18 protein-coding genes and 1 pseudogene are annotated in these 25,415 nt (G+C 64.8%); 7 read left to right on the top strand and 12 right to left on the bottom strand.

The annotated features are described in order from the left end of the window. Nucleotides 1–102: 102 nt before the first annotated feature. Nucleotides 103–942, top strand: coding sequence for an EcsC family protein (locus OKW27_RS30995; protein WP_429335722.1), 840 nt, complete (start codon nucleotides 103–105; stop codon nucleotides 940–942). On the opposite strand, the gene OKW27_RS30990 is transcribed toward OKW27_RS30995, so the two are convergent. From OKW27_RS30990 to OKW27_RS30955, 8 genes are all read right to left on the bottom strand, one after another. Next, a complete protein-coding gene (locus tag OKW27_RS30990; protein WP_429335721.1) occupies nucleotides 909–1,877 on the bottom strand; it encodes an alpha/beta hydrolase in 969 nt (322 codons plus the stop codon). The genes OKW27_RS30995 and OKW27_RS30990 overlap by 34 nt on opposite strands. A 132-nt stretch (nucleotides 1,878–2,009) precedes the next feature. Next, nucleotides 2,010–2,444 (bottom strand): CHRD domain-containing protein, encoded by a 435-nt coding sequence (locus tag OKW27_RS30985; RefSeq protein ID WP_429335720.1) that lies wholly within the window; start codon nucleotides 2,442–2,444, stop codon nucleotides 2,010–2,012. A 448-nt stretch (nucleotides 2,445–2,892) separates the two neighbouring features. Beyond that, the gene (locus tag OKW27_RS30980) at nucleotides 2,893–7,305 is read right to left on the bottom strand and encodes an ATP-binding protein (protein ID WP_429335719.1); all 4,413 of its coding nucleotides are present in this window, start codon (nucleotides 7,303–7,305) and stop codon (nucleotides 2,893–2,895) included. Nucleotides 7,306–7,454: 149 nt separating this feature from the next. After that, nucleotides 7,455–8,201: an aquaporin Z gene (gene aqpZ, locus OKW27_RS30975; protein ID WP_429335718.1), complete on the bottom strand. Its 747-nt coding sequence runs from the start codon at nucleotides 8,199–8,201 to the stop codon at nucleotides 7,455–7,457. A 243-nt stretch (nucleotides 8,202–8,444) separates the two neighbouring features. Then, nucleotides 8,445–9,089 (bottom strand): response regulator, encoded by a 645-nt coding sequence (locus OKW27_RS30970; RefSeq protein WP_429335717.1) that lies wholly within the window; start codon nucleotides 9,087–9,089, stop codon nucleotides 8,445–8,447. Between the two features lie 108 nt (nucleotides 9,090–9,197). Next, nucleotides 9,198–9,887, bottom strand: coding sequence for a response regulator (locus tag OKW27_RS30965; RefSeq protein ID WP_429335716.1), 690 nt, complete (start codon nucleotides 9,885–9,887; stop codon nucleotides 9,198–9,200). 134 nt (nucleotides 9,888–10,021) lie between these two features. Further along, a complete protein-coding gene (locus OKW27_RS30960; RefSeq protein ID WP_187612597.1) occupies nucleotides 10,022–10,690 on the bottom strand; it encodes a response regulator in 669 nt (222 codons plus the stop codon). A gap of 264 nt (nucleotides 10,691–10,954) precedes the next feature. Then, nucleotides 10,955–12,319 carry an MFS transporter gene (locus OKW27_RS30955; RefSeq protein WP_429335715.1) on the bottom strand — a complete coding sequence of 455 codons (1,365 nt, stop codon included), beginning with the start codon at nucleotides 12,317–12,319 and terminating at the stop codon, nucleotides 10,955–10,957. 95 nt (nucleotides 12,320–12,414) lie between these two features. On the opposite strand from OKW27_RS30955, the gene OKW27_RS30950 reads away from it, so the two are divergent. Together OKW27_RS30950 and OKW27_RS30945 are read left to right on the top strand one after the other, a co-directional pair. Then, complete coding sequence (locus tag OKW27_RS30950; protein ID WP_429335714.1) at nucleotides 12,415–13,302, top strand: LysR family transcriptional regulator; 888 nt, start codon at nucleotides 12,415–12,417, stop codon at nucleotides 13,300–13,302. Nucleotides 13,303–13,305: 3 nt separating this feature from the next. Beyond that, a pseudogene (locus OKW27_RS30945) lies at nucleotides 13,306–13,830 on the top strand (c-type cytochrome); the annotation flags it as partial. A 45-nt stretch (nucleotides 13,831–13,875) separates the two neighbouring features. Here OKW27_RS30945 and OKW27_RS30940 read toward each other — a convergent pair. Beyond that, nucleotides 13,876–15,522, bottom strand: coding sequence for a methyl-accepting chemotaxis protein (locus tag OKW27_RS30940; RefSeq protein WP_090802966.1), 1,647 nt, complete (start codon nucleotides 15,520–15,522; stop codon nucleotides 13,876–13,878). A 261-nt stretch (nucleotides 15,523–15,783) separates the two neighbouring features. On the opposite strand from OKW27_RS30940, the gene OKW27_RS30935 reads away from it, so the two are divergent. Next, on the top strand, nucleotides 15,784–16,584 hold the full coding sequence (locus OKW27_RS30935) for a DUF4239 domain-containing protein (protein WP_090802965.1): 801 nt from the start codon (nucleotides 15,784–15,786) through the stop codon (nucleotides 16,582–16,584). A gap of 149 nt (nucleotides 16,585–16,733) precedes the next feature. On the opposite strand, the gene OKW27_RS30930 is transcribed toward OKW27_RS30935, so the two are convergent. Then, complete coding sequence (locus tag OKW27_RS30930; RefSeq protein WP_090802962.1) at nucleotides 16,734–17,264, bottom strand: single-stranded DNA-binding protein; 531 nt, start codon at nucleotides 17,262–17,264, stop codon at nucleotides 16,734–16,736. Nucleotides 17,265–17,410: 146 nt separating this feature from the next. Next, nucleotides 17,411–18,598 (bottom strand): MFS transporter, encoded by a 1,188-nt coding sequence (locus tag OKW27_RS30925; protein WP_090802960.1) that lies wholly within the window; start codon nucleotides 18,596–18,598, stop codon nucleotides 17,411–17,413. 302 nt (nucleotides 18,599–18,900) lie between these two features. Between OKW27_RS30925 and uvrA the strand changes: the two genes are divergently transcribed. From uvrA to OKW27_RS30910, 3 genes are all read left to right on the top strand, one after another. Then, the gene (gene uvrA / locus OKW27_RS30920; RefSeq protein WP_429335713.1) at nucleotides 18,901–21,774 is read left to right on the top strand and encodes an excinuclease ABC subunit UvrA; all 2,874 of its coding nucleotides are present in this window, start codon (nucleotides 18,901–18,903) and stop codon (nucleotides 21,772–21,774) included. Between the two features lie 34 nt (nucleotides 21,775–21,808). Beyond that, nucleotides 21,809–22,894: an AI-2E family transporter gene (locus OKW27_RS30915; RefSeq protein ID WP_429335712.1), complete on the top strand. Its 1,086-nt coding sequence runs from the start codon at nucleotides 21,809–21,811 to the stop codon at nucleotides 22,892–22,894. A gap of 285 nt (nucleotides 22,895–23,179) precedes the next feature. After that, entirely contained in the window at nucleotides 23,180–24,406 is a 1,227-nt protein-coding gene (locus OKW27_RS30910) for a PepSY-associated TM helix domain-containing protein (RefSeq protein ID WP_429335711.1), read from the top strand. A gap of 58 nt (nucleotides 24,407–24,464) precedes the next feature. Here OKW27_RS30910 and purU read toward each other — a convergent pair whose 3' ends face one another. After that, nucleotides 24,465–25,334: a formyltetrahydrofolate deformylase gene (gene purU / locus OKW27_RS30905; protein ID WP_090802954.1), complete on the bottom strand. Its 870-nt coding sequence runs from the start codon at nucleotides 25,332–25,334 to the stop codon at nucleotides 24,465–24,467. Between the last annotated feature and the right edge of the window lie 81 nt (nucleotides 25,335–25,415).

Raw genomic sequence — 25,415 nt, 5'->3', positions numbered from 1 at the left:
TGGGGATCATACCATGGTGCGACGCGCCAAGCGGACGGAACGCGTCTTGCAACGCGGTAGACTGACTCCAGGTACCCAAGACACGACATGCCGGGGAGGCCCATGCAGCCGAGTTCGCTCGCAGCACCATCCTTATCGGAGCAGGATCTCGCCGCGCTGCGGCGCGCGAAACACCAGCTCGAAAGCCCCGCGCTCACGATGAAGCTCGCGAGCGTCGTCGGCGCGCCGATCGAGAAGCTGCTATCGCGCATCCCGGCGTTCGCCAACCAAAAAGTGTCCGATGCGACGCAGGCCGCGTTGCGCAAATGTCTGTCGATCGCGCTACGCACGCTCGGCCGGCGCGAGGACGCCAGGCTTCTCGCGCCCGACAAGCCGAACAACCTGCTGCACAAGTTCGCGGTCGCGACCACCGGCGCGGCCGGCGGGGCGTTTGGATTGATCGCGCTGCCAGTCGAGCTGCCGGTCACGACTACGCTGATGTTCCGCTCGATCTGCGACATCGCGCGCAGCGAGGGCGAGGACCTGACCTCGGTCGACACGCAGCTGCAATGCCTGACCGTGCTCGGCATGGGTGGTACATCGAGCGAGGACGCCGACGCCGACCTCGGCTACTTCTTCATGCGCGGCGCGCTAGCGCAGGCGGTGTCGAAGGCGTCGTCCGAGGTGGCCAGCAAGGGCTTCACGACCCACGGCTCGGCGGCGCTGCTGCGGCTGCTCAACGCGATCGCCGCGCGCTTTTCGGTGCAGGTCAGCGAACAGATCGCTGCCAAATCGATTCCCGCGATCGGCGCGGTGCTCGGCGCGATGGTCAACACCGTGTTTATCGATCACTTCCAGCAGGTCGCGCACGGGCACTTCACCGTGCGGCGGCTCGAGCGGCAATACGGCCAGCAAACGATCGAAGCCGTCTATCGGACGCTCGACGTCACGCTCGACGCCTGAGCCCTGTTCGCGGCGCGGCTCGTCGCGCGTCGCACGAACGCGGCCGCGCGATCGAGCGCGCGGTTCGCCTCCGGCATGAACGGCGCGAACATCGGCCACACGTGCGGCAGGTTTTTCCACACCTCGCATTCGCAATCGACTCCTGCCGCATGCGCGTTGTCGGCGACGCGGCGCGCGTCGTCGAGCAGCACCTCGGTGCTGCCCACCTGCAAGAACAGCGGCGGCAGACCGCGCAGGTCCGCGTAGACCGGCGACGCGTACGGATGCGTGGCCGGCGCGTCGCCGAGATAGATCTTGGCCGCGCGCTCGATCGAGGCGCCACAGAACATCGGATCGACGCTGTCGTTGGTGCGCAGGCTCGCGCCGGTCGTCGCCAGATCGGTCCACGGCGAGAACAGCAGGCCGCCAGCGGGCATCGGTGCGCCGGCGTCGCGCAGCGCGACCAGCGTGGCGAGCGCGAGGCCGCCGCCGGCCGAGTCGCCGGCGACCACGATCGAGCTCGGTGCGATGCCCATCGCGAGCAGCTGTCGATAGGCGGCGGTGGCGTCGTCAAGCGCGGCCGGAAAGCGATGCTCGGGCGCGAGGCGGTAGTCGAGGGAGAAGAGCCGCGCGTCTGCGCGGGTAGCGAGAGCGAACGTTAGCGACCGATGCGTGCGCGGCGAGCAGAAGTAGTAGCCTCCGCCGTGGCAATACAGCACCGTCGGCTCCGCGCCGCCGGCCGTGCCACCGTCCACGCGTTCCAGCCATTCGCCGACGAGCGGCGCCTCGCCCGCGCCATACGTTTCGCGAAGATGCCAGCCGCGCGGCACGCGTGGCGACCACACGCGCTTCGAGGTCAGCGCGCGCGCCCGCTCGACGTTGATCGACGGTTTGAGGGTTTCGGGCCGGAACTGCTTGCGCAAATACCAGCAAGCGAGCGCGCTTTGCCAGCTCATCGGGACATGCTCCTTCGTTGAAGTCCCGTCATGGTACGGGCGGTGGCGGGGACGCCGTTGGTTGGCGGGTTCTAACGGTGTGAAGCTGCTTTTGGCCGCGGCACGCGCGCTCGGCCCACGCGAGGCCCACGCCTAGTTCGCCGGCAACACCTGCCCGCGAATTTCGCCCGTCGGATTCTGCGCGGTATGAACATTGAAGTACCACTGCCCCGCCATCAGATCCGTGACCTGCTGCTCGGTCAGCTTCGCCGTGCCTTTGATCGGACTCGCGAGGCCATTCTTCTCGATCGGCACCTGGACCTTCGCGTTCTGGCCAACCGGCGCGGGACCGTGGAAATTCGCGGCGGTGACCGGACTGCTCAAGCCTTCGTAAGTAACAGTCCACTGCAGCGATTGGGTGGACGTGTCGAAGGTCGCATTCAGCATGCCGTGCCCGTGACTCACGCGCGGCGGCACTTCGCTCGAGGGCTGGAGATTCGCCTTCAGCGCAACCGTATCCGCGAACGCAGCGCCCGACGCAAGCGCCCATACCACCACGGCCAGATTCAATTTTCGCAGCGAAATCATGGTCTTCTCCGGACATTGACGCGCCGCCGCGGCACCCGTGTCGGCCGTGCGGAGCTTCCACATACTAGTGCAAATCATTTGGAGCCGGTGAGGTTGGGATGGTGGCTTGCGCGGGCCGCTTTAATTCGAACCGGACTGTGATTAAAACCGAAGGCCTGATGGGCAAGGTGCGCAATGCGCGCAGGCGTTCGTCACGATATGCCTAAAATACCGGCAAAAACGTAGTGCGAAATCGTTTTAATCGATTTAATCGAAAAGTTAATTGCGCGATTTGTAATGAATAAATGACGCTGTTCCTGGTATGCTTCGATTTGCGAGAAGTGACTCCTTCATCGAAGGATGTCTCCAAATCTTTAACGCGGCTTCGGCCGCGTTTTTTTTGTCCCGATTTTGGTCGCGGCCGTTTGAATCGGCCGCGTATTCGCGCGAGGTCACCGCCCGCCGCCCGCTAGGCGAGCAATGCAGCCTGCTGTTCGATGCCATCGAGCATCGCCTCGCATTGGCGGATTAGCGCATGCCCCTCGTTACGCAACTGCTCGGGCGACTTCGCGACAATGTCGCGACGATAGGCTTCGAGCGCGTGTACGAGTGGCTGATACCGCAGCACGCTGGCCGCCCCCATCACCCGATGCAGCCACTCGGGCACCCGCCCCGTGTCCGCGCGTTCGAGTAACGTCGCAAGCGCGTTGAAGTCTTCGCGCATCGACGAGATGAATGAACCGAGCAACGCCTTGACCGTCGACTCGCTTCCCCATAACTGCGTCATGTGTGCTAGTTCGATGGGCACGTACGGTTCGACACCGACGCGCTGCGTGATCTGCCGCTCGCCGGCCGGCGCAGACGATTCGCGACCGCATGTTTCTGCCGGCGCGGGGTGCCGAACGGTGTCGGTGCCAAACCAGCGGCTCAGGTAGTCGCGCAACGTGGCGAGCCGAGTCGGCTTGATCAGACTGTCGTCCATGCCGGCTTCGCGGCACAGCCTCAGGTCGTCGGGCGCGGTGTTGGCCGTGATGCCGAGTATCGGCAGACGCTGCGCGCCGCCGCGCAGTGCCTCCGCTTCGCGGATACGGCGAGTTAGTTCGTAACCGGACAGGTTCGGCATGTGACAGTCCGTGATCAGGCAGCCATAGCTCGTGCGCTCGAGCGCGAGAAGCGCTTCGGCGCCGTCGTTCGCGACGTCGCACGCGAACCCCAGCAGGGCGAGTTGATGGCGGATCAACTCCTGATTGACTGGGTGATCTTCCGCGACAAGAATCAGTCGCCCGCTCGCGATCGCGCGTTCACGATCCGGCGGCGGCGCGACGCCATCGGTCGAGAACGGCACGCCTGGCGCTCGCGGTACCATCGGGGACATCGACGACAGGCCCGTCGTCGCGGCCGCGCATGCGGCGCCGAGGCCGCGCCACGAAATCGGATTGATACTCACGCGCACCTTGTCGTCGAGGATGCGGTAACCCGTCGGCATCGGCTTTTCGGTCAGCGTGACGACACGCGCATTTGCGCCGATCTGTACGGGCAACGTGACGTCCTCGCCGACGAACAGCAGATCCGCGCGGCTCAGCACGTCGCTTTTGCCCTGCGTCGCCGCAGCGGCCGAGAGGCTGCGCAGTTCGAGCCCGAGCGCCTCGCCGAAGTGTGCGAGAACGCGGCCGATGCGCGGATCTCGCGTGATCACGACGGCGCGTTTGCCGCGCAGACCGTTGATCGAATAACGCTGCTCGACGATCGGCATCGTCAGCCGCACCGTCATCCTCGTGCCGTGGCCCGGTTCGCTGCGCAGCGCGAGCGTGCCGTTCATCAGGTCGATCAGCTTGCGGCAGATCGTCAGCCCAAGGCCCGTGCCGCCGAAGCGCCGCGTGGTGGACGACTCAGCCTGCACGAACGGCTCGAACAGGCCCGCCTGCACGTCCGGCGCGATGCCGATGCCGGTGTCCTCAACGGTCAGCTCCAACGTCTGCGAGTCCGCGCGATCCTGGACGACCGCCACGCTAACACCCACCTCGCCCTTCGGCGTGAACTTGATCGCATTGCCAAGCAGATTGAACAGAATCTGGCGCAGACGCACGCTGTCGCCGCGGAGCGTCGCGGCGGCGTCGGTCGCGATGTCGACGCGCACTTTCAGCCCTTTTTCGTGGGCGCGCCCCGCGAGCAGGCCGACCGCGTTATCGACGAGTTCGCGCAGATCGATCGGCTCGGCTTCGAGCGTGAGCCGCCCCGCCTCGATCTTCGAATAATCGAGCAGATCATCGAGAATCTGCAGCAGCGCGCCCGCCGACTCCTGGATCATGCCGAGCATTTCGCTCTGATCGGTACTGAGCGGCGTGCGCTCGAGCACTTCGACGAGACCGAGCACACCGTTCATCGGGGTGCGGATTTCGTGGCTCATCATCGCGAAGAAGTCGTCCTTCGCGCGCGAGGCCGCCTCGGCCACATCGCGTGCCCGCGCGAGTTCCTCCGAACGCGCGCGCTCGACGCTCGCATCGACCCAATAGCCGCTCCAAACGACGCTGCCATCGGCTTCTCGCCGCGGCACCAGCTCGGCCCGCACCCACTTTAGTTGACCGGCGTTTTCCAGGCGGAACTCCATATGCACTGGGGAGGCGCAGCTCGCGGAACGCTCGAGCTCGGCGAGAACGCGCGGCCGATCCAGCTCCGACACTCGTTGGAAATCGACCCGTGCCCCCCCATGCCAATCACCCTCGCCGAGCAGATGCCGCGTGTCGCCGCCGATGTACGGGAAGGAATACGCGCCGGACGGCGAGCGCCGCAACTGGAACACGACGGCGGGCAACGAGCGCGTGACGTCGAACAGGCGCCGTTCGGTTTCGCTCGCGCGCATTTCAGCGCGCCGGATGTCGGTGATGTCGACCATCGTGCCAAGCACGTACGCCGGATGCCCATCGCTGGCCTCGCAGACGCTCGTCCAGAAAATCCCATGCCGCGCCTCGCCAGCGCCGTCCTCGAACTGGAGTTCGACTTTCGCGATGCCGCCGCCGCGCAGGATCTCGCCCGTGATGTCGTCGAGCACGCGGCTGTTTGCGTCGCCCCATGTGCCGACCTCGGTCGTCGTGCGCCCGAGCACGTCCTTGCGCTCCAGCCCGCACGCTTTCTCATAGGCCTCGTTGATCGCGATGTACCGTCCGTCCAGGCCTTTCGCGATGAGCGGATACGGCACCGTCTTCATCATCGTTTCCTGGAAGTTCAATTGCAGTGCGAGTTCGCGCTCGGTCTGCTTGCGTAGCCGGACTTCGCGTTGCAGCAGCACGTACGCGCGCAACGTGACCAGCAGCACGACGCCGATGCCGATCAGCACCGGCAGCAGCCGCACCGCAGTCACGCTCCATACGGCGTTGTCCGGCGCGGCGGGACTCACCCACTTGCGCCGGATGCGCTGCTTTTCGGCTGCCGGCATCGCCTGCAACGCGCGATCGATCAGCTTGACGAGCGGGCTCAGATCCTCGCGCACAGCAAAATACAACGAGTCGGATTCGCCGAGCGAGTCGAGCACCCTGAGCGCGCCGACGTAGTGCTGCCGCAGTTGCACGTTGATCGCGGCCGCGTTGCCGACCAGCACGTCGGCCTCGCCGCTCGCGACCATGCGCAGCGCCTCGCCCAGGCTCGCCGCGACGACGATGTGATCGACCGGCACCGCTTCCAACGCGAGCGGCACCGAGCCGGCCACGTGCGGCGACATCACGACGCGGCACGACGTGATGTCGTCGAACGAGCACGGGGGCGGCGCGCCGCTCCGCCCGACGATCACCAGCGGATCGCTCTCGTACACACGGCTATGGTCGGCGCCTACCAGGAGCGCGGCGCGACTCGATGTGGAGGACAGCATCGCGAGGTCGCCACGCTGGAACGCCTCGACGGCGGCGGCCCAGTCGGCCATGCGCGCGCGGTTGAACACGACACCGAGCGTGCTGCTCAGGTACGTGAGGTAATCGGCGGTCAGGCCGACGGGGCGGCCTGCGGAATCAACATAGCTGAACGGCGCCCAGTCGTTGTCGAAGCCGACCTGCAACGGCGGCAGCGAACGCAGCCAGTTCTTCTCTTCCGGCGTCAACGTGAAACGTGGTGCATGCGGCGCGGGCGCCGCGTTGAAGTTGCCGGACAGCCAGCGCGCGCGTATCGCGGCGGCCTCGGCGGGATTCATCGACACGAGCGCGCGGTTCAGCTGATCGCGCAAAGCAGGCTGGCTAGGCGATACGGCAAAGCGCAGGTCGAGCGCTTTGCCGCCTTGCTCGAACGCTACGCGCAGCTTGCGATACGCGTCGGTCGCCAGTTCGTATTGCACGACCGGCGTGAAGCCGAAGTAGACGTCTGCATCGCCATGCAGTAGCGCGTTCAGCGCTTCGTGCGTGCTCGCGAACGAGACGATACTCGCGCGAGGAAAACCTGCGCGCAACAAACGCTCACGCGCAAAACCGCGCTCGATCGCGATACGCGCGCCAGCGAGGTCGGTGGGGTTCACATGCCGGGCGTCGTCGCGACGCACGACGGCCGAGGCGAACGAGTGGAAGTAAGGAGCCGTAAAGCTGAGGCAGCGCTCGCGCTCCGGCGTGCGCGCTATGCTCGTCAGCAGGTCGACCTCGCCGGCGCAAGCCGCGGCGACCAGCCTAGCCATGTCGGGAAAGCTCTTCGTCTCGATGACGACGTTCGGCCCCACGAGCGCGCGCAACAGGTCGCCGCTGACGCCGGCGAGCCGGCCGCCCAGCGGAATGTCGAACGGCGCCCAGCCTCCTTCGAGAATGCCGACCGTCAATCTGGCAGGAAATGCAATGGATGACGACGCGGAAGAACCCGTTCCCACTGCGGAAATTACGGGTGGCTGTGACGCAGCGCCGGCAGGTCCGGCCATGCAGACCGCATCCGTAACCGCCAGCAGAAAAAACGCGAGCCAATGCGTCATTGAGTGGCGCGGCGAGCGCGGCCAAAGACACCGCAACAAACGCCGCAGCCCCAATGTCAGCACCGCATCGACCGGAAGTGGTGAGTACCGTCCCTCGCTCACGAAACGTCACCCTGCCCGTCCACCAACGACACCGAAGACGAATCGGCTCCGCCGTCCAGAAACGAAAACAGCACGCCAGCCGCGATTGCTCCGGCCAACGGCGCGGCCCAGAACAGCCACAACTGATCCAGCGCCCAGTTGCCGACGAACAGCGCCTGCGCGGTCGAGCGTGCGGGATTGACCGCTCCATTGGTGATCGGAATGGACACCAGGTAGACGAGCATCAGACATGCGCCGGTGATGAATGGCGCAATCGTTGCCACCTCTTTTCGAACGACGACCAGCAGGCATGCTCCGACAAACACGAACGACAGCACGCATTCCACGACGAGCGCCCTATGCAATGGATAGTCGGCGGGCGAATGAGCGCCGAAGCCGTTCGCCGCGAATTCACTCGCGGAGAGTTCGAAACCTGGCCGGCCGCTGGCGAGGTAGGCGAGCAGCGCCGCGGCGACTATTGCGCCCCAGATTTGCGCAGCGATATAGGGCAAGACATCACGCACGGGAAAGCGCTGCGCGATCGTCAGGCCGATGGTGACGGCAGGATTGAAATGCGCGCCGGAAATCTTGCCGAAGGCATAGCTGCCGGTAGCAAGCGCAAGACCGAACGCCAACGACATTTGCAACGCGCCAGTGCCCTGCAGCACGCCTGTGGTGTCCAGCACCGTACTGCCGCAGCCGACGAACACGAGCCAAGCCGTACCCACACCCTCGCTGCACAATCGCTTGCCTAGCGCAACCATCTCTATCCCGTCCATCAAGTATGAGGCACAGACGCCAAACGATCGCGCGAAGAGGTCTGCACCGGATTCCCCTGATCCATTGGTAATCGGATCACGAGCCAGCCGCTTGGCAGTTGCGGCGCAAGGCGCGCAATGACAGGGGCGCCAGGATTATTGGGTGCCCCCCACGCCACGGCAATCAGATAAGTCTGATAAGGGCTACCTCAAATCCATCGAGAAAGAATTTGTGACCGTTGCTGCGCCTCATATCAGCCCAATCTGAGTGGCGTAGTTGATCAGGTCGGCTTCTGTTTCCAGTCCGAGCTTGCGCATCGCGCTGCGTTTTTGCGTGCTGATGGTTTTGTCGCTACGCCGCAGACGTATGGCGATCTCGTGCACCGCGAGGCCTCGCACATAGAGTTGAAACACCTCCCACTCGCGTGCGCTCATCACACCGCCGCGCCGGGGCGGCGCAGGCTCCGCGGTCGCGAGTGCGGCCCGAACCTGTTCCGATAGATGGGTGCCCCCGGCGGCAACGGCTTCGATTGCGTCGATCAATGCGTCCACGGCGTCGCGCTTGTCGACGATTCCAGTCACGCCGATATTGCGCAAGCCGGCCAACACATGCGCGCGCCCAATCATGGTCAGCACGACCACGTGGGGATGCGGCGTGCGCCGTAGCAGCCGGCGCAATAGCGGCACCGCGCTGGTGTCTCCGTCGAGTCCCGGCATGCCGATGTCCGACACGACGACGTCGCATGCGCAGGCATCGAGCAGCTTCGCGAGACCACGGGTGTCGGCAGCTTCGCCGACGATTTCGATATTCGGCTTGTCGCGCAGCAGAGATCGGACGCCCGCGCGAATGGAGTCGTGATCGTCCGCCACGACGACGTGAATCTTGTTTGGCATTCTTTTCCGTGACTTTTTTATGGTGTCGATCGGGCATACCGCACGAAATGTGTCCCCCGGTTATGCCGATATATTCGCCGCGCGCCTGCGCAGAATGTTGCCGCCCGCTTAACGGCTTTGACCAAGCCCTTCTGGCACTACGCCATACTCGACTGCGAAGCGAAACAATTCGGCGTCGCTATTCAGCGACAGCTTGCGCATGGCCATGCACTTCTGCGCGCTGATCGTCTTCACACTACGTCCCAGCCGCGTGGCGATTTCCGTGACGCCGAGTCCTGACGCGTATTGCGTAAAAACCTCGAACTCTCGGCGAGACAGGGTGGCGCGCACGAAGTCGAGACGTTTCGTCAGCGTGACATCGGCCAGCATGGCGCGCACCGCCGGACCGACAAAACATTCGCGTGCCAGCGCCATGACCACCGCCACATGGATCAGATCGATACGATCACGTTTGCTCAGCAGCCCATCCACGCCGAGCGACATCACTTTGCGCAGCGTCGCCGCCTCCGTTTCCATTGTCAGAATGACGAGCGCCACGTTGGGATAGCGCGCCTTCAACTGCCTGACGACGTCGAACCGGTTGTCGTTGTGCCCTCCTGGCATGTAAAGGTCCATCAGCACGATATCGCAAGGACTGCGATCGACTTCGATGAACAGTTCGGCGACATCCGCCGCACGGCCAACCACCTTCAGGCCCGGATAGTTGCCAATCAGATTTTCTATAGCCAGCAGAACCAGCGGATGATCATCCGCAATGATCGTTCGAACAGGCGAGCCTGATGCAGCCATGAGGTTCATCGTCTGGCGCTCCTCGATACTTTCATTTCTCGACCTTGTTATGTGTGACCGGCGCTCACGCAATGGTCGAGCATTTCTATTGCGACAAACATCAGAGCGCTCTGAAATGGTACGAACAACCGTATGCCTGATGCTTAGTCTTCCGATTCGAGGAGGACCGTGCCGCAGGCGCGCACACAGGAAAAAAGCGCGGGGTCGTCGTTGACGCCAAGCCGCGCCATCGCTTCGCGCTTGTGCCGGCTCACCGTGCGGCGATGGCAGCCGAGCGCCGCCGCGATCTGCACGATGGACTCGCCGCTCACGAGCCTGCGCAGGATGTCGGTCTGCCGCTTCGACAGCAGCAGGGCCGACACGAACCGACCGTTGTCCGGCTGCAAACGCGCGAGCGTTTCGACTACCGAGCGGCCCAGGTAGCGCGCGCCGCGCGCACTGTCGCAGACCGCTTGCGGCAGTTCCTCGAGCGAATCGGCTTTGCCGATCACACTGACCGCGGCATCGGCGACGACGACACGCAACATCGCGGCATTCGTCTGCCCGGTCACGACGACGACGCGCAATGACGGCCACTCGCCACGAATGCGCCGGATCAGGCCGAGTCCGTCGCCAATCTCGCCGGCGGGCTCCGGCATGGAAAGATCGACGACGAGCACGTCGCACGGTGTGTGTTGCAGCAATGCGATCAACGCAGCGGGCATCTGCGCCTGGCCGACGACGGACAGACCTTCGTGCGCCTCCAGTGTCGATTTCAGGCCAAGCAGGATGAACGGGTGATCGTCCGCCAGAATGATTCGAAGATTTGTCACGATTAGTCTCGCTCGCTATAAGAATGGTCGAAATGCGCGCGGCAGTGGCTGTGCAGGCGGCAGGCGTCGACCTGCGTCGCGGCACTCAAGCGACGTGCCGGAAAAGCCATCTGATCACCCTCGCAAATTCACGACAATCGGAGCGTTCCTAATCCAGATCAATAATCGGGATAATTTATAGTTCGACCAGGCAATATGCGCACCGTGATTCGAATCGAATCAAAATCGATTCGGCAACGCAAAGCGCGCTGTTCGCCCCATGTCTCACGCCGCATCGCAAGCACGCGTCGCGCGCATTGCACGCGTCGACGCGGCGCGCGGAAACACCGGCAATGCGAGCAACGCGCAAGCGCTCGCCACCGTCCACACCAGCGGCCATGCTCCGATAGACAGCAGCGCCGGAATCGCGAGCGGCGTCACGAACAGCGTGAGGAACACGCAGGTGTTGCCCATCGCGAGCGCGGTGCCCGCGCGGCGAGTACCGGCGAGCGTCGCGAGTTCGGTGAACGCGACGCCGTGCCACGCCGACGCGCTAACTCCGCCGAGTACGATCATCAGCGCGAACGGCGCGACCGCCCCGGCGCGACGCAGCCCGATGAGCCCGGTCGCGAGCGCGAGCAGCACGAACAGCACGGCGGTCACCAGACTGCATGCCCGCATATACGCGCGGCGGTTGCCGCGCCGGTCGGTCCACGCGCCGCTCCAGACCCGCGCGATCGCGGCACCAGTCTGCACCGCGGCCATCGTCGCGCTGATCGCGAACACGCCGGCACGCCCGAAGTCGTGCAGGAACACCGTGCCGAATGTGATCACGGCAATCTGCGGCATGCACAGCGCGCCCGCGCCAAGCGCGACGCGCCAGATCGCGATGTCGCGCAATGGGGAGATCATCGGCGGCGGTGCGCTGACGTTCGAGGAGTCCAATCTCCGACCGTTGGCCGCCGCAGCACGGGCCGTCGCAGCCGCGCGCACTCCTTTGGGCGCCGGCGTATCGTCCGCGTGTGCGGGCTCGTGCAGCCAGCGCCACGCGAACCATGCGGTGATCGCGCACGCCAACGCCAGCACCGCATAGGCGCTCGCAAAACCAAAGTGCGAGGCGAGCACCGGCAGGACCACTGCGCCGAGTCCACCGCCCGCCGGCACGGCGGTTTGGCGGATGCTCATCGCGAGGCCGCGCTCGCCTTCGCGAAACCGCGCCATCACCGCTCGGCCGCTCGATCCGTTGACGCTGCCGCCCAGCAGTCCGACCAACAGCAGCCCGAGCGCGAGCGGGACGATGCCGGGCACATGCGCGCCGCCCGGCGACACGAACAGCGCGAGACCGGCTAGCGCGACCGCGGTCGACAGCAAGCCGAGCAGCAGCACCCGGCGATCGCCCCAGCGGTCGGTTAGCAGCCCCCACGGCAACTCGCTGACCGCAATGCCTAGGCCGAGCATGCCGAGCACGAGGCCGAGCCCGTGGTTGCCCAGGTGGTAGTCCGAGCGGAGGAACACCGCTGTCGTCGGAATCCCCGAAAATGCCGCCGAAAAGCTCGCATTCGCGGCAAAACCAACGCCCAGCACCTTCCAGCGATGCCGCGCGCCGCGCTCGCCGGTGCCGCCCGACGCTGTCATCGATCCGTTTTCCATCACACCCTCCGTGTGTCATTCGAGGGTATGCTACGGCTTGGCATTCCATCGGCAAAGCCGGAAATTCAGATCGCCACCATCGGAAAAACCGAATCATGAGCCAGCGTGGTTTCGACCTTGCGCAGTTGCGGACCTTCGTCGCCGTCGCCGAATCGGGCGGGGTGTCGGCAGGCGCGCAGCGCGTGTTCCTGTCGCAGTCGTCGGTAAGCGAGCAGCTGAAGAAGCTTGAGGAGCGCGCCGGCCAGCCGCTCCTCGTGCGCGGCCGGCAGGGTGTGAGTCCGACGTCCGCGGGCGAGCGCCTGCTCGAGCATGCGCGCCGCATCATCGCGATGAGCGAAGCGGCCTTCGACGACCTGCAAGGCCGCTCGCTCGACGGCGAGCTGCGCATCGCGATCACCGATTACTACCGGCCGCACGACATCGCGCGCATCCTCAAGACGTTTTCGGAACAGCATCCGCGGCTGAAGCTGCACGTGACGGTGCTGCCGAGCGCGGTGATCGACAGCGGCGCGGACGATCACGCGTCGTTCGACATCGGTTTGTCGGCGCGGCTCGTCACAGGCCAGCTGCGTGCGCGCGGCGCGGGTGCCGGTGCCGCGAGCATCGTCGTGCGGCGCGAAAGGTTGCTATGGGCCAGTTGCGCCGATGCCGCCACCCGCCCCATCGCGCCGTATCAACTGGTGCTGCTGCCGTCGACGTGTCAGTTGCAGCGCTTCGTCGTCAAGCTGCTCGACCAACACAAGGTACCGTACGTGGTGTCGCATTCGGCGTCGGGCGTCGCGGGCCTGCAGCTCGCATTGAAGGCGGGGCTCGGGATTTCCTGTCTGAACGAGTCGTCGCTCGGCGGCGGCGTGGTGGCGTGTGCCGCGAACTTCGGCTTGCCACCGCTGCCCGCCATCGAGTTTCATCTGCTGCCGCGGCGTCCGGGCGAAAGCGAGTTGGTCAGCAATGCACGTGATGCGCTCGTGCGGCTCTTCGCATGACGCGCGACGATCGCGACGCAGCACTGCTCGATGTGCCACGGCGTACTCGGCACCGTGCAGGTCACCGCGCCGGCGCTCGCCGGACAGTACGCCGACGTGACCTACAAGGAATTGCGCGACTTCCAGAGCGGCCAGCGGCAAAGCGCGGTCATGCAGGCAATCATCGCGGGACGCAGCGACCAGGCTCTGCACGATCTGGCGGTGTACTACGCGTCGCTCCCGCTCCCCGCGGCGGCCGAGAAGACCCGAGCCGGCGAAGGACCCGATGCGACGGCAACCAGGCTCGTGATGCAGGGCGACCCGCAACGCAATATCGCACCGTGCGCGGCGTGTCATGGCCAACTCGATCGCAAGGGCGCGGCGCCGTGGCTCGGCGGACAGTCGGCGGCCTATCTGGCCGCGCAGTTGCAGGCGTTCGCTTCGGGCGCGCGGCGCAACGACATCAACGAGCAGACGCGCAATGTCGCGCGGCAGATGACGCCCGAGGAAATCGATGCGGTGGCGAGGTATTACGCGGGCATGCAGTAGTGGGACGGTGAGAGGTCGTGGGTTGACGCAGCGCAACGGCTCGCGTTACGCCGCGACAAACTCGCTGTCCAGTCTCCGCTCGCCGGCAACACCGGCCAGCTTCGCGCCGGGCGCCGGAGCACGGCTGCGCGATTCGCTGCCGGTCCGGAACACCGCCACCGCCGTCGACAGGCGCCGCGCCTGGTCTTCCAGCGAACTCGCCGCCGCGGCCGCCTGCTCGACGAGCGCCGCGTTCTGCTGCGTGACCTCGTCCATCTGACCGACCGCGCGATTGACCTGATCGATGCCGGTGCTCTGTTCGAGCGCCGCCGCCGCGATCTCGTTCATGATGGAACTGACGCGCGCGATCGCGCCGACGATGTCGTTCATCGTCGTGCCCGAGCGCTCGACGAGCTGCGAGCCCCGCTCCACGCGGGTGGTCGACGCGTCGATCAAGCCCTTGATCTCCTTGGCCGCCGCCGCGCTGCGCTGCGCGAGCGAGCGCACTTCGCTCGCGACGACCGCGAAGCCGCGTCCCTGCTCGCCCGCTCGCGCCGCCTCGACCGCGGCGTTCAGCGCGAGGATGTTGGTCTGGAACGCGATGCCCTCGATTACGCCAACGATATCGGCAATCCGCCGCGAATCGTCGACGATGCCGTGCATCGTGCCGACCACCTGCTCGGTCAGCTCGCCGCCCTGCGCGGCCAGCGTCGAGGCGCCCTGCGCGAGCGAGCTCGCCTCTTTCGCGTTGTCGGCCGTCTGCTTGACCGTCGTGGTCAGTTCTTCGATGCTCGCGGCCGTTTCCTCGAGCGCCGCCGCCTGCTCCTCGGTGCGTTGCGACAGATCGGCGTTGCCGGCCGCGATCTCGCTGACGCCGGTATCGATCGAATCGGTACCTTGACGAACCGCGTTGACCGTCGCGATCAGCGACTCCTGCATCTTGCGCAGCGCGGCCGCGAGACGGCCCATCTCGTTGTCGCTGAGCACCTCGATGCGGCCGCTCAGGTCGCCGTTGGCGATGCGCTGGAACTGCGCGATCGTCGCATCGACCGGCGTGACGATCGCGCGCACGAGCACGAAGCGGGCGAGCAAGCCGCCGACCAGCGACAGCGCAATGCCGATCGCCACCGCCGTGCTGATCGCGTAGAACAGGTCCTGCGCATCCTTGTAGCGCTGTGCGCCGTGATCGAGCTGCAACTGCTCGAGCGCGAGCATGGCCTTCTCGTACGCGCTGTACAGCGACGGCAGTTTATGCGCCTGCAATTGCTGGAAGGCGTTGATGTCGCTCGACTTCAGCGCGGCGAGCGTCGGGTCGACGCCGTCATGCAGGAACGCGTCGCGCTTCTGCTGCATGTCGGCGATCAGACGCTGCTCATCGGCATCCGTGCCCGCATGGCTCAAATAGTGGGCAAGCCGCTCGTCAGAGGCTTTGCGGTACTGATCGAAGCGCTTGAGCACGGCGTTCGCGCCGTCCTGATCGTTCAGCGCGACGAGCGACGCGTACGTCGCGAGCGCGAGCCGCAGGCGCAGCAGTTGGCCGGCGCTGCCTTCGAGGTCGGCGACGGCGGGCGTGTCGACCGTGTACATCTGTTGCAGCGACGCGTTCGACGAGCGCAGCGACAACAATCCCGCGGCCGCGCCGAGCAGCAGCACGATGCCGAAGAACACGATCATCAGGGTAAGGCTGGTGCGAATCGACAGCTTTTTCAACATCGGACTGGTCTCCTTGGGCTGCCCGGCCGATGATTCCGTATCGTTGACGATAGCTGCATGGCCACGCAGGCTGCGCCCACGCCGTTCGGCCCGGTCCGCAACTTATCTGAAAATTAAGCAAACAGCACATTCGGGACAACGGCGTATCGGCCGAAAACTTTATGGTTGATCGCTCGCCCGGCTTGCGTTACATCAATAGAGTCTCGAAGCCCGTTTGCTGAAGCCCTTCTGTCGAAGCCCCTTCCTGCCCGGAGCGCGCCCATGTCGGAAATCGGTTCGGCCGTACTCGTGTTCGCGCTGCTGCTGATCGCCACCGGCCTCGGCGTCGGGGTGCGGCCGCTGCTGCCGGAAGAGCACAAGGCACACGAGACCGTACAGCTCGTGCAGCTCGTGATCGGCATGCTGGTGACGTTCGCCGCGCTGGTGCTGGGTTTGATGACGGCATCGGCGAAAGCGAGCTTCGACACCGCGTCGAACGATATGCGCAGCTATGCGGCCGAACTGATCGAATTCGACTCGACGCTGCGCGAGCTCGGCAGTGCGGCCGACGAATCGCGGCGCCTGTTGCGCCAGTACACGGCGGCGGCGATCGCTTCGACATGGCCGCGCGAGCCCGCGCCGAGCGGCGACTATCCGCGCGATCTCGGGCCGCCGGGCAATCCGCAGCAACTCGAAAACGTGCATCTGGGCGACATGCTGACCACGGTGGGGCGGCAATTGCGACAACTGCGCACGCAGGATGCGTTGCAGCAACGTGCGCTCGATGACGCGTTGACGCAGTACCGGCGCGTCATCGATGCGCGCTGGAAAATCATCGAGGAAGCGCACAGCTCGATTTCGCAGCCGTTCTTCAAGACGCTGACGTTCTGGCTAGGCGTGATCTTTCTGAGCTTCGGGTTGATCGCGCCGCGTAATGCGTTGGCGCTGGTGACGATATCGCTGGGAGCGGTGTCGATTGCTTCGGCGGTTTATGTGATCGTCGATCTCGACACGCCGTTCACCGGGCCGATCGTGATTTCGAGTCTGCCGTTGCGGGATACGTTGGAGCATTTGAGTCGGTGAGTTTCTGACGAAATGCCCCGTCCGCGCGCGTGACGTAAAAAATGCCGGCAAACAGAAGGCAGAAAGGCCCGCTTTCCTGGCAGAAAGCGGGCCTCTGTTTTTGTGTCGATCAGCGGGACGCTGGTCGGCTCGGCATCGAGCCGCAACGATCAGAACGGAATATCGTCGTCCATCTCGTCGAAGCCGCCGCCAGCCGGCGCGCTCGGTCGGCTCGCACCGCCACCGCCGCTACCGCCACGCGAACCGCCGCCCGACGACATCGCGCGACCACCGCCGCCGCCGCTGCGCTCCGACGGCTCGCCACGGCTATAACCGCCTTCATCGCCGCCACCCATCGACGCGCCGCCGCGGCCGCCGAGCATCTGCATCTGCTCCGCGACGATCTCGGTCGAATAGCGATCGGTGCCGTCCTGCGCCTGCCACTTGCGCGTGCGGATGCGCCCTTCGAGGTACACCGACGAGCCCTTCTTCAGATATTCCGCCACGATTTCCGCGAGGCGGCCGAAGAACGCGACGCGGTGCCACTCGGTGGCTTCCTTCATCTCGCCCGACGCCTTGTCCTTGTAGCGGTCCGTCGTCGCAAGGCGGATGTTCGCCACTGCGTCGCCGCTCGGAAGATAGCGGACTTCCGGATCGGCGCCGAGGTTGCCGACCAGAATGACCTTGTTCACGGATGCCATGAATTTCTCCTGTTGATTCCTGTTGCAGGCGGCGCGGCACTACGCGGTTCGCGTCTCACGGCCGGCAGGCCCGAGACCAGAAGAGCGCCTCTGCCCGCCGCCGGGTGAGTTCTGGATGATTCGGGAGGTGCCCCGAGTACGCTGTGTTATGCCTTGCGCGGCGGCTGTTTCATCTTTGCGGCGATTATAAGCCAGCAAAATACCAGCCCGGAGCAGGCGAAGAAAACCGCGCTCTGGCCGTTCACCTTCAGGAGCCAGCCGCCGACCACTCCGCCCAGCGCAAGACCGATCGACTGCGTGGTGTTGTACACGCCGGCCGCGGCTCCCTTGCGGGTACCGGGCGCGAGCTTCGACACCAGCGAAGGCTGCGAGGCCTCGAGAATATTGAAGCCGAGAAAGTACACGAACAGGATCGCCGCCACACTCAGAATCGTATGCGGAGCAACGCCCAATAACAACTGGCCGATCAGGATAAGAGCGATCGCCGACAGCAGCACGATCTTCATCTTGCCGCGCTTCTCGGCGGCGATGATCGCCGGCACCATCATCACGAACGACAGCCCCATCACCGGCAGATACACCTTCCAGTGTGAAGCGACCGGCAGCCCGCCCGCTTCGAGAATGCGCGGCACGACGAGGAACAGCGCGGTTTGCGTGGCGTGCAGCACGAGCACGCCGAAATTCAAACGCAGCAACTCGACGTTGTGCAGCACTTCGGCGAACGGCGCGCGCACATGCACCGGCTTCGGCGCATCGGGCACGACCCATATCACGACGCCGATCGCGAGAATCGAGAACACGCCGACCAGCGTGAAGAGCCCGCTCATGCCGAGCCAGTGGAACACGATCGGCGCGCCGACGATCGCGACCGCGAACGACACGCCGATGCTGCCGCCGACCATCGCCATCGCCTTCGTGCGATGTTCCTCCGAGGTCAGATCGGCGATGAACGCGATCACCGCCGACGACACCGCACCCATCCCCTGAATCACCCGGCCGACGATGATCCACGTCATGTCGTGCGCGGCCGCCGCGACGAAGCTGCCGATCGCGAAGATCAGCAGGCCCGTCGCGATCACCGGCTTGCGGCCGACCTTGTCGGAGATCCAGCCATAGAAGATGTAGAGCATCGACTGCGTGACGCCGTACGCGCCGAGCGCGATGCCGACGAGCAGCACGTTTTCGCCGCCGGGAATGGTCTTCGCGTAGATCGAGAACACCGGCATGATCATGAAGAGACCCAGCATGCGCAGCGCGAAGATGGCGGCAAGCGACACGGTCGCGCGCAATTCGGGCGCGCTCATGCGTGTGGAGATGGCGGACGGATTGGACATCGAAGCGTTGTTTGAATGAACCGGGCGGCGAGCCCGTGGGGACAGCCTTGGCCGCCGGCACAGTGGAGCAGAACGAACAGGCAGGCGGCTAGCCCCGGCATATCGGCGGGTCCGCGCCGACGAGACGCGCAAAGCCCGTGCCCCATCGCCCCCGCTCACCCCTCGCGGCATCTTGTACTCACGGAAAACGGCCCCAGTTACGCCTTTTTCCCGCTGTCAGCACACCGTAACGGCGGTCTGGAAAAGTCGTTATAGTAGCAGGTTTGGCCTCTTTCCCTTTCCGCAGTTCATGGAATAAATCCGTGGAACAAATCCGTATTCGTGGGGCTCGCACCCACAACCTGAAGAACGTCAATCTCGACCTACCGCGTCACAAGCTCGTCGTTATCACGGGGCTTTCGGGCTCCGGCAAATCGTCGCTGGCGTTCGATACGCTGTATGCGGAAGGACAGCGGCGCTACGTCGAAAGTCTGTCCGCCTATGCGCGGCAGTTCCTGCAACTGATGGAAAAGCCAGACGTCGACCTGATCGAAGGCTTGTCGCCAGCTATCTCGATCGAACAGAAGGCGACCTCGCACAATCCGCGCTCGACGGTCGGCACCGTCACCGAAATCCACGACTATCTGCGTCTGCTGTTCGCGCGCGTCGGCACGCCCTACTGCCCCGATCACGAGATTCCGCTCGAAGCGCAAAGCGTGTCGCAGATGGTCGACGCGGCGCTCGCGCTGCCCGAGGAAACGCGCGTGATGATCCTCGCGCCCGTCGTCAGCGATCGCAAGGGCGAGCACACGGATCTGTTCGAGGACATGCAGGCGCAAGGCTTCGTGCGCTTTCGCGTGCGCTCGGGCGGCGGCACCGCCAACGAAGGCACTGCGAAAATCTACGAAGTCGACTCTCTGCCGAAGCTCAAGAAAAACGACAAGCACACGATCGACGTCGTGATCGATCGTCTGCGCGTGCGCCCCGACGTGAAGCAGCGCCTTGCCGAATCGTTCGAAACGGCGCTGCGTCTCGCCGACGGCCGCGCGATCGCGCTCGAAATGGATACGGACAAGGAGCACCTGTTCAGCTCGAAGTTCGCCTGCCCGATCTGCTCCTATTCGCTGCAGGAACTCGAGCCGCGCCTGTTCTCGTTCAACAACCCGATGGGCGCGTGCCCCGAATGCGACGGCCTCGGCCAGATTACGTTCTTCGATCCGAAGCGGGTGGTCGCGCATCCGTCGCTGTCGCTCGCGGCGGGCGCGGTGAAGGGCTGGGACCGGCGCAACCAGTTCTACTTCCAGATGCTGCAGAGCCTCGCGGCGTTCTACGACTTCGACATCGACACCGCGCTCGAGGACCTGCCGGAAAAAGTCCGCAAGATCCTGCTGTACGGTTCGGGCAAGCAGGAAATTCCGTTTTCGTACATCAACGAGCGCGGCCGCACGTCGGTGCGCGAGCACGTGTTCGAAGGGATCATCCCGAATCTGGAGCGGCGCTACCGCGAAACCGATTCGTCCGCGGTGCGCGAAGAACTCGCCAAATACCAGAATAACCAGCCATGCCCGGCGTGCGCGGGCACGCGGCTGCGTCGCGAGGCACGCTTCGTGCGCATCGGCGCGGACAGCGACGCGCGCGGCATCTTCGAGATCAGCGGCTGGCCGTTGCGCGACGCACTCGGCTACTTCCAGACCCTGCGGCTCGAAGGCTCGAAGCGCGAGATCGCCGACAAGGTCGTCAAGGAGATCGTCGCGCGTCTGATGTTCCTGAACAACGTCGGGCTCGATTACCTGTCGCTCGAACGCAGCGCCGAAACGCTGTCGGGCGGCGAAGCGCAGCGCATTCGCCTCGCTTCCCAGATCGGCTCGGGGCTGACCGGCGTGATGTACGTGCTCGACGAACCGTCGATCGGCCTGCATCAGCGCGACAACGACCGGCTGATCTCGACGCTCAAGCATCTGCGCGATCTCGGCAACTCGGTGATCGTCGTCGAGCACGACGAGGACATGATCCGCATGGCCGACTACGTGGTCGACATGGGCCCGGGCGCCGGCGAGCACGGCGGCATGGTGATCGCCGAGGGCACGCCGAAAGAGGTGCAGAAGAACGCGGCGTCGCTGACGGGCCAATACATGTCCGGCGCGCGCACGATCGAATACCCCGACGAGCGCAAGGATCCCGACGAGCGGCGCCTGCGCATCGTCGAAGCGTACGGCAACAATCTGCACAACGTCACGCTCGATCTGCCGGTGGGTCTTTTGACCTGCGTGACCGGCGTGTCCGGCTCGGGCAAGTCGACGCTGATCAACGACACGCTGTATCACGCGGTCGCGCATCATCTGTACGGCTCGGCCACGGAGCCTGCGCCGTACGAGTCGATCGAGGGCCTCGAGCACTTCGACAAGGTGATCAACGTCGACCAGTCGCCGATCGGCCGCACGCCGCGCTCGAATCCGGCCACCTACACGGGCCTTTTCACGCCGATCCGCGAGCTGTTCGCGGGCGTGCCGGCCGCCAAGGAGCGCGGCTACGATCCGGGGCGCTTCTCGTTCAACGTGAAGGGCGGGCGCTGCGAATCGTGCCAGGGCGACGGCGTGCTGAAGGTCGAAATGCACTTCCTGCCCGACGTGTACGTGCCGTGCGACGTGTGCCACGGCAAGCGCTACAACCGCGAAACGCTCGATATCCAGTACAAAGGCAGCAACATCAGCGAAGTGCTCGACATGACGGTCGAACACGCGTACGAGTTCTTCAAGGCCGTGCCGGTCGTCGCGCGCAAGCTGAAAACCCTGCTGGACGTGGGTCTCGGCTATATTCGCCTGGGTCAGTCGGCCACCACGCTGTCGGGCGGCGAGGCGCAGCGTGTGAAACTGTCGCTGGAACTGAGCAAGCGTGATACCGGTCGCACGCTATACATCCTTGACGAACCGACTACCGGCCTGCACTTTCACGATATCGCGCAGTTGCTGGAAGTCATACACCGGTTGCGTGACCAGGGTAATACCGTCGTGATCATCGAACATAATCTCGATGTAATCAAAACTGCGGACTGGGTCATCGATCTCGGCCCCGAAGGCGGCGCCGGCGGCGGGCAGATCATCGCCCAGGGCACGCCCGAGCAGGTCGCGAAGTCGAAGGCCAGTTTTACCGGCAAATATCTGGCGCCGCTGCTCAAGCGCGCCGCCACCACAAAGTAACGCTGCACTACCGAGGTTGGAGACGGGATAAGCCATGACCAAGCGTAATCAGGCGCACGAAGAAGATCGGGTGCAGGACCTGCGCCCGCGCCCGGTCAGGCTGACCAGCGACATGAGTCTGCCGAAGCTGTCGGCGGTCGAGATCGGCAGCTACGTGGTGATGCTGTTCGGCATGTGGGCGGTGATCGCACTGAAGCTGCTCGGCGCGCTGCTCGCCGGGCTGCTGGTGTTTCAGCTCGTGCATACGATCGCGCCGCGCATCGAGCGTCACATGTCGAGCAAGCGGGCGCGCTGGCTCGCGGTGGTGATTCTGTCGACGCTGATCGTCGGCGCGCTGACGGGACTCACGCTCGGCATCATCTCGCATTTCGAGAACGACGTGCCGAGCGTGCAGGCTCTGCTCGATCAGGCCATGCAACTGATCGACCAGGCGCGCGGCAGGATTCCCCAATTCGTCGCGAACTATCTGCCGGTCGACACCGAGCAGATGAAGACGAAGGCCGCCGAACTGATGCACACGCACGCGAACATGCTGCAGCAAAGCGGCACGACCGTGGCGCGCGCGTTCACGCACGTGCTGCTCGGCATGATCATCGGCGCGATCATCGCGGTCGGCGCGCAGAAGCATATCCAGCGGCTGCCGCTGTCCACCGCGTTCGTCACGCGCGTCACGCGTTTTGCCGACGCGTTTCGCCGCATCGTATTCGCGCAGGTGAAGATCTCCGCGCTGAACACGGTGTTCACCGCGATCTTCCTGCTGGTGATCCTGCCGGTTTTCCACGACCGGCTGCCGCTGTCGAAGACGCTCGTGCTCGTCACGTTCATCGTGGGTCTGCTGCCGGTGATCGGCAATCTGATCTCGAACACGATCATCGTCGCGGTCGCGCTGTCGGTGAGTTTTCCGGCGGCGATCATGTCACTTGTGTTCCTGATCCTGATTCACAAGCTCGAGTACTTCCTGAACGCGCGGATCGTCGGCGGGCAGATCGAGGCGCGCGCATGGGAGCTGCTGATCGCGATGCTGGTGATGGAAGCGGCGTTCGGTATCGCCGGGGTCATCGCGGCGCCGATTTTTTATGCGTACATCAAGCGGGAGCTCATTTATTTGCGGTTGGTGTGAGTTGGGCTGGGTCGAGTAGCAATAGTCAGCACTCACTAGCGCTCTGCAGCACACGCGGCAGTCCACCAGCCGACGAAAACGCAAGCGGCACTTCGGTGCCGCTTTTCTTTTTGCTTCCCGCGACCCTGCATCGTCGCCTCTTGCTGACAGAAAACTTGCAGCCGACCGCGCCACCCCCTAAGATGCGAACAATTCCTATTTACACCCAGTCCGCATCGTGACGTTTCGCCTGATCTCCCACCCGCGTCTCCGTCTGGGTCCCTGTTGCGCGTTGCCGGCTAGCGCATGAGACGCCGGCTTGTCCGCCTGCACCGCTGGTTCGGCGTCGCGACCGCACTGTTTCTGTTCGTCGCGGGCCTTACGGGCGCGATCATCGCGTGGGACCACGAGCTCGATGCCGCGCTGAACCCGTCGTTTTACCAGGCTCGCACGGCCGGGCCGACGCTGTCCGGCCTCGAACTGGCGAATCGCGTCGAAGCCGCCGATCCGCGTCTTCGGGTGACCTATCTGCCGCTCACGGTCGAACCGGGCCACACGCTGCAGATGATGGTGCTGCCGCGCACCGATCCGGCGACGAAGCAGCCCTATCCGCTCGATTTCAATCAGATCGCCGTCGATCCCGTCACCGGCAAGATCCAGGGATGCCGCGAGTGGGGCGCCGTGTCGCTCGCGCGACTCAACCTGATTCCGTTCATCTACAAGCTGCACTACACGCTGCAGTTGCCGTTTACCGGCGGTGTCGACCTTGGCACCTGGCTGATGGGGATCGTCGGCATCGTGTGGCTCTTTGACAGCGTGATTGCGCTGTGCCTGTCGTTTCCGAGCCTGAAGGCCTGGCGCAAGTCGTTCACGTTGCGCCTGAAACGCGGCGGCTATGCGTTGACGTTCGATCTGCACCGCTCCGGCGGCGTATGGATCTGGGGCCTGCTGGCGATCGTCGCGCTGACGTCGATTTCGATGAATCTGTCGTCCCAGGTGGTGCGGCCGATCGTGTCACGACTGTCGACGCTGACACCCGATCCGTTCAGCAACCCCGAAATCCTGCGCGCGCCGCAACCCGGCGATCAGGTGGTGAGCCGCGAGCGCATCGTCGAACTCGCCGGGCAGGCCGGCAAGGAAATGCATGTCGCCGCGCCGCCGGGCGGGCTCTACTACGCCGAATTCATGCACGCGTATGGCGTCGGCTTCTACACGTCCGGCAACGACCACGGCGACACCGGCCTCGGCAACCCGTGGATGTATTGGGACGCCGCCACCGGCAAGCGGCTCGCCGCGCGGATTCCCGGCCGAGGCACGGCCGGCGACATCTTCCTGCAGGTGCAGTTTCCGCTGCACTCGGGGCGCATCCTCGGTCTCGGGGGGCGGATTCTGATCAGCGCGGTGGGGGTGGCGGTGGCCGTGCTGAGCGTCACGGGCCTGCTGATCTGGCTGAAGAAGCTGAACGCGCGCCGTCGTTCCGCGCAAAACGCGAATCTCGCGAGAAGCACGGGCGGCGCGGCAGCGCGTTCGTAACACGAGCAGGTAAAGGACCGCGCCGAGCTCGACCGGCGCAGTGTGACTGGCGCGGCTCCTAGCGGAACACCACCGTCTTGCTGCCGTTCAGCACGACGCGATGCTCCACGTGCCACCTCACCGCGCGCGCGAGCGTCACACACTCGACGTCGCGGCCGATCGCCGTCAGTTGTTCCGGCGTCATGCTGTGGTCCACACGCTCGACTTCCTGCTCGATGATCGGACCTTCGTCGAGATCGGTCGTCACATAGTGGGCGGTTGCGCCGATCAGCTTCACGCCGCGGTCGAACGCCTGGTAGTACGGCTTCGCGCCCTTGAAGCTCGGCAGGAACGAGTGGTGGATGTTGATCGCGCGGCCGGCGAGCGCCTCGCACAGGTTCGGCGACAGGATCTGCATGTAGCGCGCGAGCACCACGAGGTCGGCCTGATGCTCGTTGATCACTTCGAGCACGCGCGCTTCCTGCGCGGTTTTCGCTTCGGGCGTGCCGCCGAGCAGCGGGAAATGATGGAACGGGATGTCGTAGCTCGCGGCGAGCTGGTAGAACTCCTTGTGGTTCGAGATGATCGCCGGGATGTCGATGTTCAACTGACCGGTACGGTAGCGGAACAGCAGATCGTTCAGGCAGTGGCCGATCTTCGACACCATGATCACGACGCGCGGCTTCACGTTCGCGTCGTGCAATTCCCAGCTCATGCCGAACTGCTCGGCGAGTGTCACGAACGACGCGCGCAGCGCGTCAAGCCCCGGATCGCCGCCCACCTGCTGAAAATGCACGCGCATGAAGAACTCGCCGGTGCGGCTGTCGCCGAACTGCGCGGAGTCGAGAATATTGCTGCCCCGCTCGAACAGAAAGCCCGACACGGCGTGAACGATGCCGGGCCGGTCGGCGCACGACAGTTTGAGGATAAAGCTGTGATCGGTCGACATGACCTCGGTGACTCCCTTCTTCAATGCGTGGTTTGTTTCAGTGGGTACTGGCTGCACGGCTTGAGCTCGACTGATGAGCCT

Source organism: Paraburkholderia sp. 35.1, from assembly GCF_050436525.1.
GTDB lineage: Bacteria > Pseudomonadota > Gammaproteobacteria > Burkholderiales > Burkholderiaceae > Paraburkholderia > Paraburkholderia tuberum.
The sequence above is the reverse complement of the archived record's forward strand: the minus strand, read 5'-3'. Positions and strand labels throughout refer to the sequence as shown.